Raw genomic sequence first — 14,245 nt, forward strand, 5'->3', positions numbered from 1 at the left:
GTGACTCATGGGATTTTGGAACAGAAAGGAAGCAGCGTCGTCGCAGTTTGTCGCTACCTCACAAGACACATTAATGACAGAATACGAAGAGGAAGAGTCTGGTATTTCTAAAGAGCAGTTGCTCTCGGCATTAAACGGAGCGCAAACCGCGCTGATGATGATCGATAGGGATTTTAAAATCACCTACGTGAACCAGAAGTCGATAGACCTGCTGCGAACGCACGAAACATTATTCCAATCGGTATGGCCTGGCTTCAAAGCCGATGAAGAGTGCCTTATGGGCTACTGTATTGACGGGTTCCATGCTAATCCTGCACATCAAAGACAGCTTCTTTCTACTCCGAATAATCTGCCGTATACCACCGTTATCGATGTCAAGGGCGTTAAGATAGAACTTAATGTTGGCGCTATTATTGATAACAATGGAGACTATGTCGGTAACACACTAGAGTGGGATGACATCACCAGCAAGTTAGCGAAAGATCACGATGTTGCTCGACTACAAGCGGCGGTCGACCAAGCGCAAACTGCAATGGTGATGATTGACCGTGATTTTAATATCACCTATGCCAACCAAGAAACTTTGGCGTTGTTCAGTAAGCATGAGGCCAAATTCCGCTCAGTTTGGAATGGTTTCACGGCATCCGAAGAGTGGCTGATGGGGCGTTGTATCGATGAGTTCCACAAAAATCCGGCTCATCAACGTCAGTTATTGTCCGACCCTAGCAACCTACCATTCAAAACCGATATCCAAGTCGCAGACATTAAGATCGAGCTGAACGTTGCAGCGATTTTAGATCTACAAGGCAATTACATCGGTAATACCCTAGAATGGGCAGATGTAACCGCAGCACGTGAGCAAGAAGACGATGTTGCTCGCCTTCAAGCGGCCGTCGACCAAGCACAAACGGCGATGGTGATGATTGACCGTGACTTTAATATCACCTACGCCAACCACGAAACTATAGCGTTGTTTGGCAAACATGAAGCAACGCTTCGTACCGTTTGGAGTGGTTTCACCGCCTCCGAAGAGTGGTTAATGGGGCGCTGTATCGATGAATTCCACCGCAACCCTGCTCACCAGCGACAACTGCTTTCTGATCCAAACAACCTCCCATATAAAACAGACATTACCATTGCTGATTTGAAGATCGAGCTAAACGTCGCTGCCATCAAGGATGCGGCGGGCCACTATATTGGTAATACTCTCGAATGGCGCGATGTGACGGAAGAGCGTGCCAAAGAGCAAGAGATTGGTCGCCTTGCTTCGGCCGTTAACGGTATGACAACGAACCTTATGATGGCTGATAAAGACGGCATCATTCAGTATCTGAACCCATCGCTTGCCACACTGCTTAAGAGCCGCGAAAGCGATTTACAACGTGTCCTACCAGGCTTTGATGCCGATAATTTGGTGGGTAAAAACATCGATGTATTCCATAAAAATCCAGGCCACCAGCGCAATATCATCAATAACCCAGATCGCTTACCGTTCTCATCCAATATTGCTGTAGGCGGACTAGAGTTCAATTTAACGTGTATTGCGATGCGCGACTCAGCAGGCGAATACATAGGGCCTGCCTTGCAGTGGGTTGATATTACCGAGCAACAAGATGGTCAGCGCCAAGTGGAGTCTTTGATTCAAAAAGCCATCAATGGTGAGCTTGATGAACGTATTGATACCACGGTGTACAGCGGCTTTATGAAAGAGTTGGGTGATGGGATTAACAGCTTACTCGATACGCTTGTCGACCCGCTAGGGCAATGTATTGATGTCATGAGTAATGTGGCTGATGGTGACCTTAATTCCAATATGTCGGATGAGTACCAAGGCGAGTTTGGCCGCTTAGCTGAAGCGGTCAATACCTCAATTCTTAATCTACGTAACATGGTTGATAAAATCACCACCTCATCGGCGAGAGTGGCGACGGCATCTACCGAAATTGCAGATGGTAACAACGATCTCAGCCAACGTGTTGAAGCACAGGCATCTAACTTGGAAGAGACTGCCGCAAGTATGGAAGAGATGACCGCAACGGTTCGTCAGAATGCTGACAACGCGAAAGGCGCTAACGAATTGGCAGACGATGCGGCGAAGAAAGCCAGCAAAGGCGGTTCTGTGGTAGGCCAAGCAGTATCGGCGATGTCTGAAATCAACAGTGCGAGTAAGAAGATTGCTGACATCATCGGCGTGATTGATGAGATTGCATTCCAAACTAACCTACTGGCACTGAACGCAGCCGTTGAGGCGGCGAGAGCCGGTGAGCAAGGCCGTGGTTTTGCGGTTGTAGCGGGAGAAGTCCGTAACCTAGCACAGCGCAGTGCGGCGGCGGCTAAAGAGATTAAAGGTCTTATCAACGATAGCGTTGAAAAAGTCGATGAAGGTTCACGTTTGGTGGACGAATCCGGTGAAACACTGAATGAAATTGTCGATGCGGTGGCGCGAGTGACCGAGCTCATTGCTCAAATTGCATCGTCGAGTATTGAGCAGTCTACCGGTATCGATGAAATCAACCGCGCCATATCCACTATGGACGAGATGACACAACAAAATGCATCCTTGGTGGAAGAAACATCAGCGGCGAGTCAATCGCTTAAAGATGAAGGTAAAGAGCTGCTGCATCTCATGAACTTCTTTAGCACCGACAGCAATGTCGCCACTTTCGAGAGCAAGAAAACGCCGGCCAGAGCGCCCAAGCCTAGCAACATCAGTGAGATCCGCACCAACAAAGTAGCGAACTCAGGTATCGATTTGAATGAGGATGGCGACGAATGGGAAGAGTTCTAACTCGTTCGGAAAGTGACTTTACTTTGCAAGATAACGAGTTTGAGTTAACAGAAAAGGACTTCGAGTTCATCCAATGGTTCTTACATAAAACGGTCGGAATCTATCTTTCCGACCGTAAAAGAGCCATGGTTTACGGGCGATTGAGTCGGCAGATGAGGCAGCGTGGATTGCAACGTTTTGCCGACTATCGAATGTTAATTGAAACCGATGAACAGGAACGCATCCTGTTCATCAATTCACTCACTACCAACAAAACTGAATTTTTTCGTGAGTACCACCATTTCGAGTTTTTAGAAAAAGTGATGCTCAATGAATGGCAAACCAATAAGCGAGATTCGATCAATATATGGTCGGCAGGTTGTTCGACAGGTCAGGAGCCCTATAGCCTTATTTCATCGCTGTATGTTTCTGGGGCGATGGAGATGTTTGATGAGGTCAGTATTCGCGCCACTGACCTAGACACAAAAGTGTTGGCGCACGCAAAAGCAGGGATCTACAGCGCAGACAGCGTTGAGAGTATTCCGAGCAAGTATCTCAAACCTTGTTTTGTTAAAGGTAAACAGCAGCAAGAAGGAAAGATCAAAATCGCGAAAGGGTTGCAGAAATACGTTCATTTTTCGCGACTCAATCTTTTGGATTCGTGGCCCACTAAGCCTAAGTTTGATCTTATTTCTTGTCGAAATGTGATGATCTATTTTGATAAGCCTACTCAGGAAGCGCTATTGAAGCGGTTTCATCAGGCATTAAAGCCTAATGGCATTTTGTTTATCGGCCATTCTGAAAGTGTAGGAGCTTGTAGCGAACTATTTCACCACCTTGGGCAAACCATTTACGTAAAACAATAATGATATAGGCAATCAATATGATGGCGTTACATACCCCAAGATCAGACTCAGACAATACGCACATAAGCCGATTCTTTCACCGCAAGCATCAGCACCATATGGTGAAGGTCATGCCAGGTGGAGTGTATTGCACCAATACCAAGGAAGTGATTTGTACCGGATTAGGATCTTGTATCGCTGCGTGTGTTTGGGATCCTGAAGCGCATGTCGGGGGAATGAACCACTTTCTGCTACCGTTTGACAGTAAAGATCAATTGCGTCATTGGCATCCTAGCGACGCGGTGACAACAGCTTCTCGCTACGGCAGTCATGCGATGGAAATGTTGATTAACCAACTGATTGGGTTAGGTGCGCATCGAGAATGCCTTCACACCAAATTATTTGGTGGCGCACAAATGTTGGGTAAGCATTCGATGATCGGAGAAAAGAACATCGAATTTATTCTTAACTATGTGAAGCAAGAAAACCTCACCGTCGATGCCTTGGATCTTGGCGGGCTTGAACCTCGGAAAGTCATGTTTGATCCGCTGTCGGGTAAAGCGTGGTTGAAAAGAATTCCATTTACCGAAGTACATCAAGTGAAACACCAAGAAGAACAATATGCCTCTCAATTGGATAAAGAGAGCCACCGTTCGCATGACGATGATGTGGAGCTGTTTTAATGAATAAAAAAATTAAAGTTCTGGTCGTAGATGACTCTCCTGTATTTCGAGCACTTCTTTCACAGCTGATTAATTCTGATCCCATGCTGGAAGTGGTAGCGGCGGCAGAGAACCCATTTGAAGCAAGGGAGCTTATTAAAAAACACAACCCAGATGTCCTCACCCTAGACATTGAAATGCCGAAAATGAATGGCGTGCAGTTTCTTAAGAATTTGATGCGTTTACGCCCTATGCCTGTGGTGATGATTTCGACCTTAACTCAGCACGGTGCGGAACCGACATTAGCCGCGCTTGAGCTGGGTGCAGTGGATTACTTTCCAAAACCTGCGGTCGAGAACACCGCTGAAATGGTGAATTACAAAGATGAAGTGAACAACAAAATCAAAATGGCAGCGGGGGCGAATGTGCAAAGCCACCCCGTTGATGATTTTGCTCCTATTGCACCAAGCCACAAACCAACGGACTTTGAAATTATTGCCATTGGTGCTTCTACTGGTGGCACGGAAGCGGTGAAAAATGTGCTTTCTGCTCTGCCAAGTGGTTTACCTCCTGTCATCATCACACAACATATTAGCGCTATGTTTACTGCTTCCTTTGCTGAGCGTTTGAACGCAGCCAGCGCCATTGAAGTCAAAGAGCTGACCGCCTCAAAAGCGCCATTGGTTAACGGGTGCGCCTATTTAGCTCCAGGAGATAAGCACATGGTGGTGGTTCGCCGTGGTAAACACTTGTATTGCCAGTTGGATGATCGGCCTCCGGTCAATCGACACAAACCATCTGTTGATGTGATGTTTGATGCGGTAGCGGAAACAGTGGGCGAAAAGGCTGTTGGAGTGATACTTACCGGAATGGGCCAAGACGGCGCGCAAGGCATGCTGAAGATGCGAGAGCGTGGAGCTATGACTATCGCACAAGATGAAAAATCGTCGGTGGTTTGGGGGATGCCTAGAGTTGCGGTTGAAGTCGGTGCGGCGCACAAAATAGCGGATTTAAAGAAGATCCCTCAGCTGATTTGTCACTTTGTATATCAATAATTAAAAGAATTACGTCAGGGACTGGCTTATGACAACAACAATGACACCCAAAACCAAACGGACTATCGCGCTGGCAGCTCAGGTGCTTTTGCTTGCGTATGGAATGTATTTCTTACCCTCTATTTCTCATTTGGTAGTGATGGTTTTGGTTGCTGCGATACCTTGGTTTGCGATGTCTTATCGTAAGCCGACTAGTGAGCCAGAAAATGCCGCTTCGTCTTTCACACAAACCACCAAAAGTACGCCAATAGATCAAGTTCATAGCGTGATGAAAGAAGCGCTGCCGGGCGTTTCAGACCCACTAGATAAACAGCATCAAATTATTGAGGAATCGGTTGAAACCCTCAACAACAGCTTTTTTAGCCTGCAAAAAGTAGGGGAAGACCAAAGCGCTATTTCCACTAACTTAGTGGATGGCCTACTCGCCAACAAAGACAGCGAATACGACCTAACCTCGGTGCTGCCTAAAGTTGAAAGGATTATTTCTGAATTCGTAAACACCCTGGTCAATATTTCGGAAAAGAGTATTTCTGCGGTGCACAGTATTCACGACATGTCGGACAAACTGGATTCTGTCTTTAGGCTACTCGACCAAGTAAAAGGTTTGTCTGAACAAACCAATTTATTGGCTCTGAATGCTGCCATTGAGGCGGCTCGTGCTGGTGAAGCGGGGCGGGGGTTTGCTGTGGTTGCCCAAGAGGTCAGGAACCTATCGCTAAAAGCTGCGGAGCTTAACTCGGAAATTGAACGTGAGATCAATGTAGCGCAGCAGACGGTCAAAGAAGCCAACGACACCGTCGGTGAGATGGCGTCAATTGATATGACCTCCGCGATCGAGTCTAAAGAGCAGGTAGACCATATGCTAAGTGGTGTGCATCAAGTCAATATCGAGATTGAGCAAGAAGTGCAGAAAATCCGTTCGCTGGGGGATCGGCTTCATGTTCATGTCGGGGATGGTATTCGGGCGCTTCAGTTTGCCGATATCGTCGTCCAGCAGGGTGATTATGCAAGATTGTCAATTGGTTACTTAATGGAAGTAGCCGACGCACTTGAAGAGCACAGCCGAGAGGCATTGTCGAGTGATGAATTGATCGAACAACTACAAGATATTCTGGGGCGCTCAAAAAATCGTAGCGGGCCAGCAGCCAACCAATCGAGTATCGACGAAGGTGAAGTCGAACTGTTCTGAGGAGAGTGTTATGAGCGTAGAAACACAAATAGATTCAGGAGCAAAGCACGTAACTGTTGCAATTGAGGGGGCATTTGGCTTTAACCTTGTGCAAGAGTTTAGGCGCAGTTACACCGATAAACGGGATTACCGTTTTACCATCGACCTACGAAAAGTCGATTACATCGATAGTGCAGGGTTAGGCATGTTGCTCAATATGCAGAACTACCTAGGTCAGCCTGATGGCTCGGTCACCATTACCAACACCTTACCGCAAGTGAAGAAGATTTTATTGATCTCCCGATTCGATAAAAAATTCCAAATAGAGTAAAGGTTAAGGAGCCGATCATGCGAGTAATGATAGTCGACGATCATGCCACCAATCGAGAGCTTTGCCGCTTCATGCTTTCACATTTGGTTGAGCATATCGACACGTTTGAAAATGGGGAAGGCGTGGTGGAAGCCATGCAAGGAATGGAGCATTTACCCGACGTCATTTTACTCGATGTCATGATGCCGATAAAAGACGGTTTCACTACGGTGACAGAAATTCGTGAAGCGTTCCCTAACCACCATATCCCTATCATCTTTTTAACAGTATTAGATGATCACGACTCCTTTGAACGTTGTTTGTCGCTGGGGGATGATTTCATTTTAAAGCCTGTTGAACGCAGTATTTTGGTGTCGAAAGTGCAAGCGCACTACCGCATCGTGAAAATGCATAAAGAGGTGATTCAGCAAAGAGATGAATTGAGCCATTTTCATGAACAAGTTCAGTATGACTACTCAATTTCTGAGTCTATTTTTACCAACTTGATGGAAGAAATGAGCTCACAAGTCAGCCACATCTATGGTGTTAACTACATTTCCACCCCTTCAACAGTCTTTAATGGTGACTTGATTGTGGTTGCCAATCGCCCGCACGGTGGGGCATACGTGATGGTCGCAGACGCAACCGGGCATGGTTTACCTGCGGCGATTTCAGCGATACCTGCGACTCGGGCGTTTTTCAGTATGGCGGCAAAGGGTTTGTCGCTGGGCGAGATTGTCCACGAGATCAACGACTCCCTATGTAAGTTTTTGCCACTTGGCATGATGCTAGCCGCAAGCGTGTTCGAGATAAGAGCGAACGGCTTCGAAGTCTCTTGGTGGGGCGGCGGCTTACCAGACAGTTACTTATTGGATAAAGAGGGGAATATCATTAAGCGTATGGTATCGAACCATATGCCGCTTGGGGTATTGGACTCCCATGAATTTGAAAACGACATTGTTCACTTTAAGCTTGAGCCGGATCAGCAAATTCTTTGCTATACCGACGGCATTATCGAAGCCATGAACGAGCAAGGTGAGCAGTTTGGCCAAGAGCGCTTGGAAGAGGTGTTCAAAACTGGCCAGACGCATATTCCTACTATCTATGATGCAGTGAGACAGTTTTCGAACATGAAAGCGGGCGATGATCTATCGATACTGTCGATGACGTTTCCAATTATTAATGGTAACGATGCGACTAAGCCTTCTGAAGATACTTACTTCAGTAGTGTACCGATGCAGACGACACTTAACTTCCCCGCGCCGATACTTAAGGAAGTCAGTGTGATGAGTGAAGTTCGCCAGTATCTGTCGGGCACGCTTAATGGAGGTCAGCATCTGGATTTAGTGTGTTCTGTGCTGTCCGAGCTGTTTGCTAATGCGATTGAGCATGGTTTATTACACCTTAAGTCTTCGTTAAAAGAAGACCCAGATGGATTCTTCGAATTCTATCAATTGCGTGAAGAGCGCCTGAAGGAGTTGACGAATGACGCTTGGGTTAAGTTAGATCTCAACTACGAGCCCGACGCAAAGCGTTTGACAATGGACCTTGAACATAACGGAGAAGGGTTCGATTACCACAAGCTTAATATGGCGAACTCAGACCAAACACATGGACGCGGTATCGTGCTCGCGTCTGAGCTATGTGACTCATTAACCTATTCTAAAGAGGGCAAACGAGTATCCGCCGTCTACAGTTTTGGGGCTAAACATCACTTTCCAAGCTCTGCATGATAGGGTTTGTAAGTGTTAACTAACTTAATTGAGCGGCTCTGATTCGAGCCGCTTTTTACTTGAATCTACTTTTTGTTGGTAGGCTGGTTAGGTGTTTAAACGTCATGTTTTTCTCTAGGTACTGCCATGTGGATTTTGCCGCGTGAGAAGAAAAGCTGCCGTGTCGTCTCGCTAGGCAGATCCGCCTAGGGTATTCAGGTGTCAGTGGAACGACCTTTACGTTGGGGTGAGATTCTGGAATGGCTAGCTCCGCCACAACCGTTATTCCAAGCTGAGCCCGAATCAAAGCGAGGATTGATGTGAGTTGCAGTGCGGAATGCTTAACATTAGGCTCCACGCCCGCCGAGTGAAACCAATTTCTGATCAGTCGCTCGCTGCCCCCTTTAGTTAAGATAAAATCTTGTGAAGCGATGTCTTGCGCGCAGAGAACGGAGTGCTGAGCAAAAGGATCATCTTGGTGGACTAACGCCATCAGCCGGTCGGTAAACACTGGGATGATGTCGAGGTCGAGCTCTTGGGTATCGACGACAATAGCAAAATCCACACGGCCATCTCGTACTGCGGCTAGGGCATCTTCATCGCTGTGCTCGCTAATCTCGATGGTGATATTTGGGGCGTGTTGGCGTAGTTTATGGATGATACTTGGCAATATATGCGTAGTTGCTGAAGCGCCAAATGAAGCGATCTTAACCACTCCTGCCCCTTTCTGAATCATCCTCAACTGGCGAAGCAATGCTTGTTCGCGATGCTGTTGCTGTTTTGAGTATTCAGCAATCAACGCCCCCTCAGCAGAGAGTGACAGTGGGCGGGTATCTCGATTGACCAACGACAGCCCCAACACAGCTTCTGCGCGTTGCAGAGCTTTGCTGGCGGCAGGTTGGCTAACACTGAGCACATTTGCCGCGAGTGAGACGCTGCCCATTTTTTCCAGCTGCACTAACAACTTCGGCACAATAGATGGAATGGCATCGAGTTGATCTATCATCGAGAGTATAACCTCAGGTTATTTTGATATTCACTAGTATTCCAGCAGAATTTGGTTTCATCAACTGGCACCCGCCTTGCCTGTGATTGGCGTAATGACTATCAAACCAAGAGGAATGGAATGAGTATCGAAACATGGTTGGCGTTTGTGACCGCATCTTTAATCTTAACGATGACCCCAGGGCCGAGCATTTTGCTGGGGGTGGTGCACTCTATGCAATATGGAGTAAGAAAAACGGTTTTCACCGCATTGGGAGATATCTCTGCCAATTTTATTCAGATGGTGATTGTAGTGGTTGGTCTAGGTGTGGTTATAGCGACTTCTGAGGTGGCGTTTAATGCCATCAAGTGGTTTGGTGTTGTCACCTTGCTGTACATGGGGGGGAAGATGCTCCTGCAATGCCCTAAGCCGATTAAAGTGGTCGATTCTAATGGTGAATCTGTCTCACCGATTCGGCTTTATTGCAGCGGTTTTCTGGTCGCAGCAGGTAATCCCAAAGCGATCGTATTTTTTAGCGCCTTCTTCCCACAATTCATTGACCCGACTCAGCCGTTGTTAGGGCAGATGCTGATCATGTGTCCGACTATGGCGCTGCTGGATTTTACTTGGGTGATGATTTACGCCTTTTCTGCTCGTCGGTTTCTTGGTTTCATGCAATCACGCCCTCAGCTTCTTAATCGAGCAGGCGGCTCTGCTCTGTTGGTGGCTGCTGGAGCACTTGCGGTGACGGGAAATGTGCTCAGCTGAATAAAATTCATCGACGATTTATTCCGTATCTACAGATAAGGATTCTTTATAAGTGTGAATGACTTATGAAAATACAATAGGGTTTTCGAAGCGAGATATTGGACTTCATTATTAGCTTATTGGTTTTCATATCAGTTGCGAATCATTATCGTTTAAATTATCATTTGTTATTAATATTTTGATACAAAATACTCCTCTATAAAACCATTTGTGAGGGTTATGTGTTTTCGAAAGTAGCATGGAATCTAATGCTATTTCACTTGCTTCTTAATGGACTTCGCAATGAAATTAATAACAAAAATATCGGCTCTAGTTCTTAGCGCTATTGTCTCTTTTTCGGCTTTTGCTCAGGAGCAACGTTCGGTAAAAGATGAGAAAGGCACTTTCACCATCAGTGGTACACCGACTCGTGTGGTAGCGTTGGAATACTCGTTCGTTGATGCGTTAGCATCTGTGGGGGTTTCGCCAGTTGGTGTTGCGGATGACAAAGACGTGAACCGCATTCTTAAGACCATTCGTGACCAAGTGTCTCCTTGGACATCGGTAGGGATGCGCCCTCAACCGAGCTTAGAAATTATTGCTCAGCTAAAGCCCGACCTTATTATTGCGGACGTTCAACGCCACTCTCCAGCCTACGACGATCTATCACGAATTGCGCCAACGCTGATCTTAAAAAGCCGTGGTGAAAACTATGAAGAAAACCTAGAAGCTGCAATGAAGATAGGCATAGTGCTAAACAAAGAAGCGCAAATGAAAGCGCGAATCGAGCAGCACAAAGCCACGATGGGGGAGTACAAAACCAAGTTCTCTAGTGAGCAAACCATGCAGTTTGCTGTTGCGACACAAAAAGGGATGTGGATGCATGGGCCAGAATCATACGCAGGCAGCGTGCTAACAAGTCTTGGTATCCAAAGCCCAATGCCAGAAGAAACAGAGAAAGCGTATGTTGAGGTAAGCCTTGAGCAACTGCTAAAAGTAAACCCTGACTGGTTGTTGATTGGCCCTTACAGCGAAGAAACGATTGCTGACTCATGGCAAAAGAACCCACTATTTAACCTACTTAATTCTCAAAAGAACCAACAAATCATCAAAGTATCTCCACAAGTGTGGTCGCTAAACCGCGGTATGTATGCGGCGGAAGAAATCGCTCAAAACTTGGATGAAATCCTAAACTAATTATGACCCCTCCAAACTCAACACCTCAGTGGCAAACGCTGCTGGGGTGCTTAACTGCTGCCTGCGTATTAATAGTGGGTGCTGCATTTTCAATGACCAGTTATTCGTCATTCAACTTAACGATGGGTGACTTGGCTGACTACTTATTGAATTTTGATAGCGCAAGCATGGAACAACAAATATTGGCGACGCTAAGAGCACCAAGAGTGCTGACGTCGATGCTGATAGGCGTCAATTTGGCCGTTGCCGGACTATTGATGCAAGGGCTAACGGCTAACCCGCTCGCTTCGCCAAGTATCCTCGGTATTAATGCAGGCGCTTCATGTTTTATTGCTCTTACGTCGATGAACCTAGTGTTTTTACCAGAAGTGTCAGTTTCTGTGAGTGCGCTGCTTGGCGGTACACTAAGTGGTTTGTTGGTGCTTTCTCTTGGTGGATTCTTCTCGGCTAAACAACACCCGATCAAATTGGTACTTGCGGGAATCGCTGTTAATGCTTTGCTAGTCGGGGTAACGCGCAGCGCGCTGATCCTTGCCGATGACATGGCTTATAGCGTACTTAACTGGTTAGCAGGATCTATTGCCAATATCACGTGGCAAGACTGGGCTGCATTTTGGCCGGTGAGCTTAGTGGGGATATTGATCACCTTAAGTTTGGCTCGCAGCCTTAACTTACTAGCGCTTGGCGATGATATCGCGGTGGGCTTAGGCGTAAATATTTCGCGTACGCGGCTCATCACTTGTGTGGCGATCCTCTTACTAACGACATCAAGTGTTGCTGTCGCTGGCCCAATCGCTTTCGTTGGGCTGTTGGTGCCACACATTGCCCGTAAGTTAGTGGGCAGCAATCACTTTGTGTTAATTCCTGTGTCGGCATTGCTAGGGGCGAGCCTATTAATGTGGTCTGACGTTATGTCCCGCATGGTGGCTTTTCCGGCTGAAACCCCAGTTGGCGTGATCACCGCGCTGATTGGCTCTCCTTTCTTTATCGCTTTAGCGGTAAGGAGCAAAATGTCATGAATCAAGTAAAAGTTTCTCTACTGCTCGGCACCTTATTGGTCTGTGCAATCGGCAGCTTGTTTATAGGTGGTACGCCACTCGATGCGAGTGATGTTATCCATACGTTTTGGAGTGGCGGTGAGCTCGACTTCATTGTCAATCAATACCGTTTGCCGCGCTTTCTATTAGCTATCGGTGTTGGGGCGGGTTTAGGTATTTCTGGCGCCCTTATCCAAGGTGTTTTGCGTAACCCACTAGCATCGCCAGATCTAATGGGCATCAGCGCTGGTACTGGCTTTGCTGCTACTCTTCTGCTGGTGTATGTTCCAGATGCCTCTTTACCCTTGCTTGCTGCAGTAGCGATATCTGGCGGTATTGCGGCAGCCATCGCTATTATTGCCATTGCCTACAAATACAACCCAACACCAGCTCGTTTAGCGCTGATTGGTATTGCGATCAGCGCGTTTATTTCCAGCGGTATCGACTTCTTACTGATCGTCAATCCGGTTGAAATCAACACGGCTATGGTTTGGTTAACGGGTAGTTTGTGGGGAAGAAACTGGTCGCAAATTCCTCTGATTTGGATCAGTTTGCTGGTTCTCATTCCGTGGGCAATGTATCTAGCTTGGCGTCTTGACCTGATGGGGTTAGGAGAAGAAGCCGCAACAACAGTCGGTGCTCAGCCGGAACGTACGCGCCTAATTGCCCTTATTTTGTCTGTCTTACTCGCCAGTGTCAGTGTTGCGGTGTGCGGAACCATTAGTTTTGTTGGCTTGCTTTCACCGCATTTAGCCCGACTGCTGTTTGGTCATAACCACAAGCTTCTTTTGCCAATGTCCGGCGTGATTGGTGCGTTATTAGTCGTGGTCGCTGACACGCTCGCTCGTGGTATCGATCCTCCGCTGGAATTGCCAGCAGGCGTTCTCACGTCTCTTATCGGGGCACCTTACTTTATCTTCTTGCTTCAGCGTTACCAAGGTTGGAAATAATGATTAAAACTCATCAGTTGTCTGTGGCTTATGGCAAAGACACCATCATTCAGAATTTAGACCTTGAGATCCCAGAAGGAAAAATTACCGCGCTAATCGGCCCTAATGGCAGTGGTAAATCGACACTGTTGAAAACACTGTGCCGCATTAATAAGAATTTTGGTGGTGAGTTGACGGTATTCGACAAATCGATCAAAAGCTACGCCGACAAAGAACTCGCTACACAGATTTCATTGTTGCCTCAAGTGCTCACTACACCTGAAGACATCACGGTACGTCGGTTAGTTGAGTATGGTCGTTCTCCTTATTTGTCTTACTGGGGAAAGTTGTCGAAAGAGGATCATCTCAAAGTAGATCAAGCGATTGAGGAAACTCAAATTCAGTCGCTGGTGGACAAAAAAGTCGATGCGTTATCTGGAGGACAGCGTCAGCGGGTGTGGATTGCCATGGTACTGGCTCAGGATACGCCGATCGTCATGCTGGATGAGCCAACCACTTACCTTGATTTATCCCACCAAGTTGAGCTCATGAAGCTGATTCAAAAGCTTAATGCTAAAGGAAAAACCATCATTGTGGTGCTGCATGATTTAAATCAGGCCTGCCGTTACTGCGACCACCTTGTGGTACTGAAATCGGGAAAAATCGCCACAACCGGCACTCCTGAAACCGTATTTACCCAATCTCTGCTTCGAGATGTATTCGATCTTGAAGCGGTAGTTATGCCTGATCCTGTATCAAGCAAACCTATGTGCATAAACCTATAACGACACGCACTGATAACAACAAATAACCATCTATTAGATACATTCT

The 14,245-nt window shown here is 46.8% G+C and carries 13 protein-coding genes; 12 read left to right on the plus strand and 1 reads right to left on the minus strand.

The genetic code is table 11. The features are described 5' to 3' along the window. The first annotated feature begins 7 nt into the window (after positions 1-7). Genes aer2 through ACXABW_RS21380 form a run of 7 tightly spaced genes read left to right on the plus strand, consistent with a single transcriptional unit; the run spans position 8 to position 8,540 of the window. Positions 8-2,788 carry an aerotaxis transducer Aer2 gene (gene aer2 / locus ACXABW_RS21350; RefSeq protein ID WP_457525458.1) on the plus strand — a complete coding sequence of 927 codons (2,781 nt, stop codon included), beginning with the start codon at positions 8-10 and terminating at the stop codon, positions 2,786-2,788. After that, positions 2,773-3,633, plus strand: a complete 861-nt coding sequence (locus ACXABW_RS21355; protein ID WP_457525459.1) for a CheR family methyltransferase — start codon at positions 2,773-2,775, stop codon at positions 3,631-3,633. The genes aer2 and ACXABW_RS21355 overlap by 16 nt, the downstream gene beginning before the upstream one ends. 17 nt (positions 3,634-3,650) lie before the next feature. Continuing rightward, positions 3,651-4,295, plus strand: a complete 645-nt coding sequence (locus tag ACXABW_RS21360; RefSeq protein ID WP_265688819.1) for a chemotaxis protein CheD — start codon at positions 3,651-3,653, stop codon at positions 4,293-4,295. Continuing rightward, positions 4,295-5,329 (plus strand): protein-glutamate methylesterase/protein-glutamine glutaminase, encoded by a 1,035-nt coding sequence (locus ACXABW_RS21365; RefSeq protein ID WP_252032829.1) that lies wholly within the window; start codon positions 4,295-4,297, stop codon positions 5,327-5,329. Before ACXABW_RS21360 ends, ACXABW_RS21365 begins: the two co-directional genes overlap by 1 nt. A 28-nt stretch (positions 5,330-5,357) precedes the next feature. Then, a complete protein-coding gene (locus tag ACXABW_RS21370) occupies positions 5,358-6,518 on the plus strand; it encodes a methyl-accepting chemotaxis protein (protein WP_457525460.1) in 1,161 nt (386 codons plus the stop codon). Positions 6,519-6,528: 10 nt separating this feature from the next. Then, entirely contained in the window at positions 6,529-6,828 is a 300-nt protein-coding gene (locus tag ACXABW_RS21375; RefSeq protein WP_252032835.1) for an STAS domain-containing protein, read from the plus strand. Between the two features lie 17 nt (positions 6,829-6,845). Beyond that, positions 6,846-8,540: an ATP-binding SpoIIE family protein phosphatase gene (locus tag ACXABW_RS21380; protein WP_457525461.1), complete on the plus strand. Its 1,695-nt coding sequence runs from the start codon at positions 6,846-6,848 to the stop codon at positions 8,538-8,540. A gap of 55 nt (positions 8,541-8,595) precedes the next feature. On the opposite strand, the gene ACXABW_RS21385 is transcribed toward ACXABW_RS21380, so the two are convergent. Further along, a complete protein-coding gene (locus ACXABW_RS21385) occupies positions 8,596-9,525 on the minus strand; it encodes a LysR substrate-binding domain-containing protein (protein ID WP_457525462.1) in 930 nt (309 codons plus the stop codon). Between the two features lie 120 nt (positions 9,526-9,645). Between ACXABW_RS21385 and ACXABW_RS21390 the strand changes: the two genes are divergently transcribed. From ACXABW_RS21390 to fecE, 5 genes are all read left to right on the plus strand, one after another. After that, positions 9,646-10,272, plus strand: a complete 627-nt coding sequence (locus tag ACXABW_RS21390) for a LysE family translocator (RefSeq protein ID WP_457525463.1) — start codon at positions 9,646-9,648, stop codon at positions 10,270-10,272. Positions 10,273-10,554: 282 nt separating this feature from the next. Next, complete coding sequence (locus ACXABW_RS21395) at positions 10,555-11,448, plus strand: Fe(3+) dicitrate ABC transporter substrate-binding protein (protein ID WP_457525464.1); 894 nt, start codon at positions 10,555-10,557, stop codon at positions 11,446-11,448. Between the two features lie 2 nt (positions 11,449-11,450). Continuing rightward, positions 11,451-12,467, plus strand: coding sequence for a FecCD family ABC transporter permease (locus ACXABW_RS21400; protein ID WP_457525465.1), 1,017 nt, complete (start codon positions 11,451-11,453; stop codon positions 12,465-12,467). Continuing rightward, complete coding sequence (locus tag ACXABW_RS21405; RefSeq protein ID WP_457525466.1) at positions 12,464-13,435, plus strand: FecCD family ABC transporter permease; 972 nt, start codon at positions 12,464-12,466, stop codon at positions 13,433-13,435. The genes ACXABW_RS21400 and ACXABW_RS21405 overlap by 4 nt, the downstream gene beginning before the upstream one ends. Further along, positions 13,435-14,199: a Fe(3+) dicitrate ABC transporter ATP-binding protein FecE gene (gene fecE, locus ACXABW_RS21410; protein ID WP_457525467.1), complete on the plus strand. Its 765-nt coding sequence runs from the start codon at positions 13,435-13,437 to the stop codon at positions 14,197-14,199. Before ACXABW_RS21405 ends, fecE begins: the two co-directional genes overlap by 1 nt. Positions 14,200-14,245: the final 46 nt, after the last annotated feature.

This window comes from Vibrio paucivorans, assembly GCF_054053395.1.

Coding starts and splice junctions, on each gene's coding strand:
- ACXABW_RS21370 (WP_457525460.1), top strand. CDS start 5,358: ATGACAACAACAATGACACCCAAAACCAAACGGACTATCGCGCTGGCA.
- ACXABW_RS21390 (WP_457525463.1), top strand. CDS start 9,646: ATGAGTATCGAAACATGGTTGGCGTTTGTGACCGCATCTTTAATCTTA.
- ACXABW_RS21380 (WP_457525461.1), top strand. CDS start 6,846: ATGCGAGTAATGATAGTCGACGATCATGCCACCAATCGAGAGCTTTGC.
- ACXABW_RS21405 (WP_457525466.1), top strand. CDS start 12,464: ATGAATCAAGTAAAAGTTTCTCTACTGCTCGGCACCTTATTGGTCTGT.
- ACXABW_RS21385 (WP_457525462.1), bottom strand. CDS start 9,525: ATGATAGATCAACTCGATGCCATTCCATCTATTGTGCCGAAGTTGTTA.
- ACXABW_RS21395 (WP_457525464.1), top strand. CDS start 10,555: ATGAAATTAATAACAAAAATATCGGCTCTAGTTCTTAGCGCTATTGTC.
- ACXABW_RS21365 (WP_252032829.1), top strand. CDS start 4,295: ATGAATAAAAAAATTAAAGTTCTGGTCGTAGATGACTCTCCTGTATTT.
- aer2 (WP_457525458.1), top strand. CDS start 8: ATGGGATTTTGGAACAGAAAGGAAGCAGCGTCGTCGCAGTTTGTCGCT.
- fecE (WP_457525467.1), top strand. CDS start 13,435: ATGATTAAAACTCATCAGTTGTCTGTGGCTTATGGCAAAGACACCATC.
- ACXABW_RS21375 (WP_252032835.1), top strand. CDS start 6,529: ATGAGCGTAGAAACACAAATAGATTCAGGAGCAAAGCACGTAACTGTT.
- ACXABW_RS21360 (WP_265688819.1), top strand. CDS start 3,651: ATGATGGCGTTACATACCCCAAGATCAGACTCAGACAATACGCACATA.
- ACXABW_RS21355 (WP_457525459.1), top strand. CDS start 2,773: ATGGGAAGAGTTCTAACTCGTTCGGAAAGTGACTTTACTTTGCAAGAT.
- ACXABW_RS21400 (WP_457525465.1), top strand. CDS start 11,451: ATGACCCCTCCAAACTCAACACCTCAGTGGCAAACGCTGCTGGGGTGC.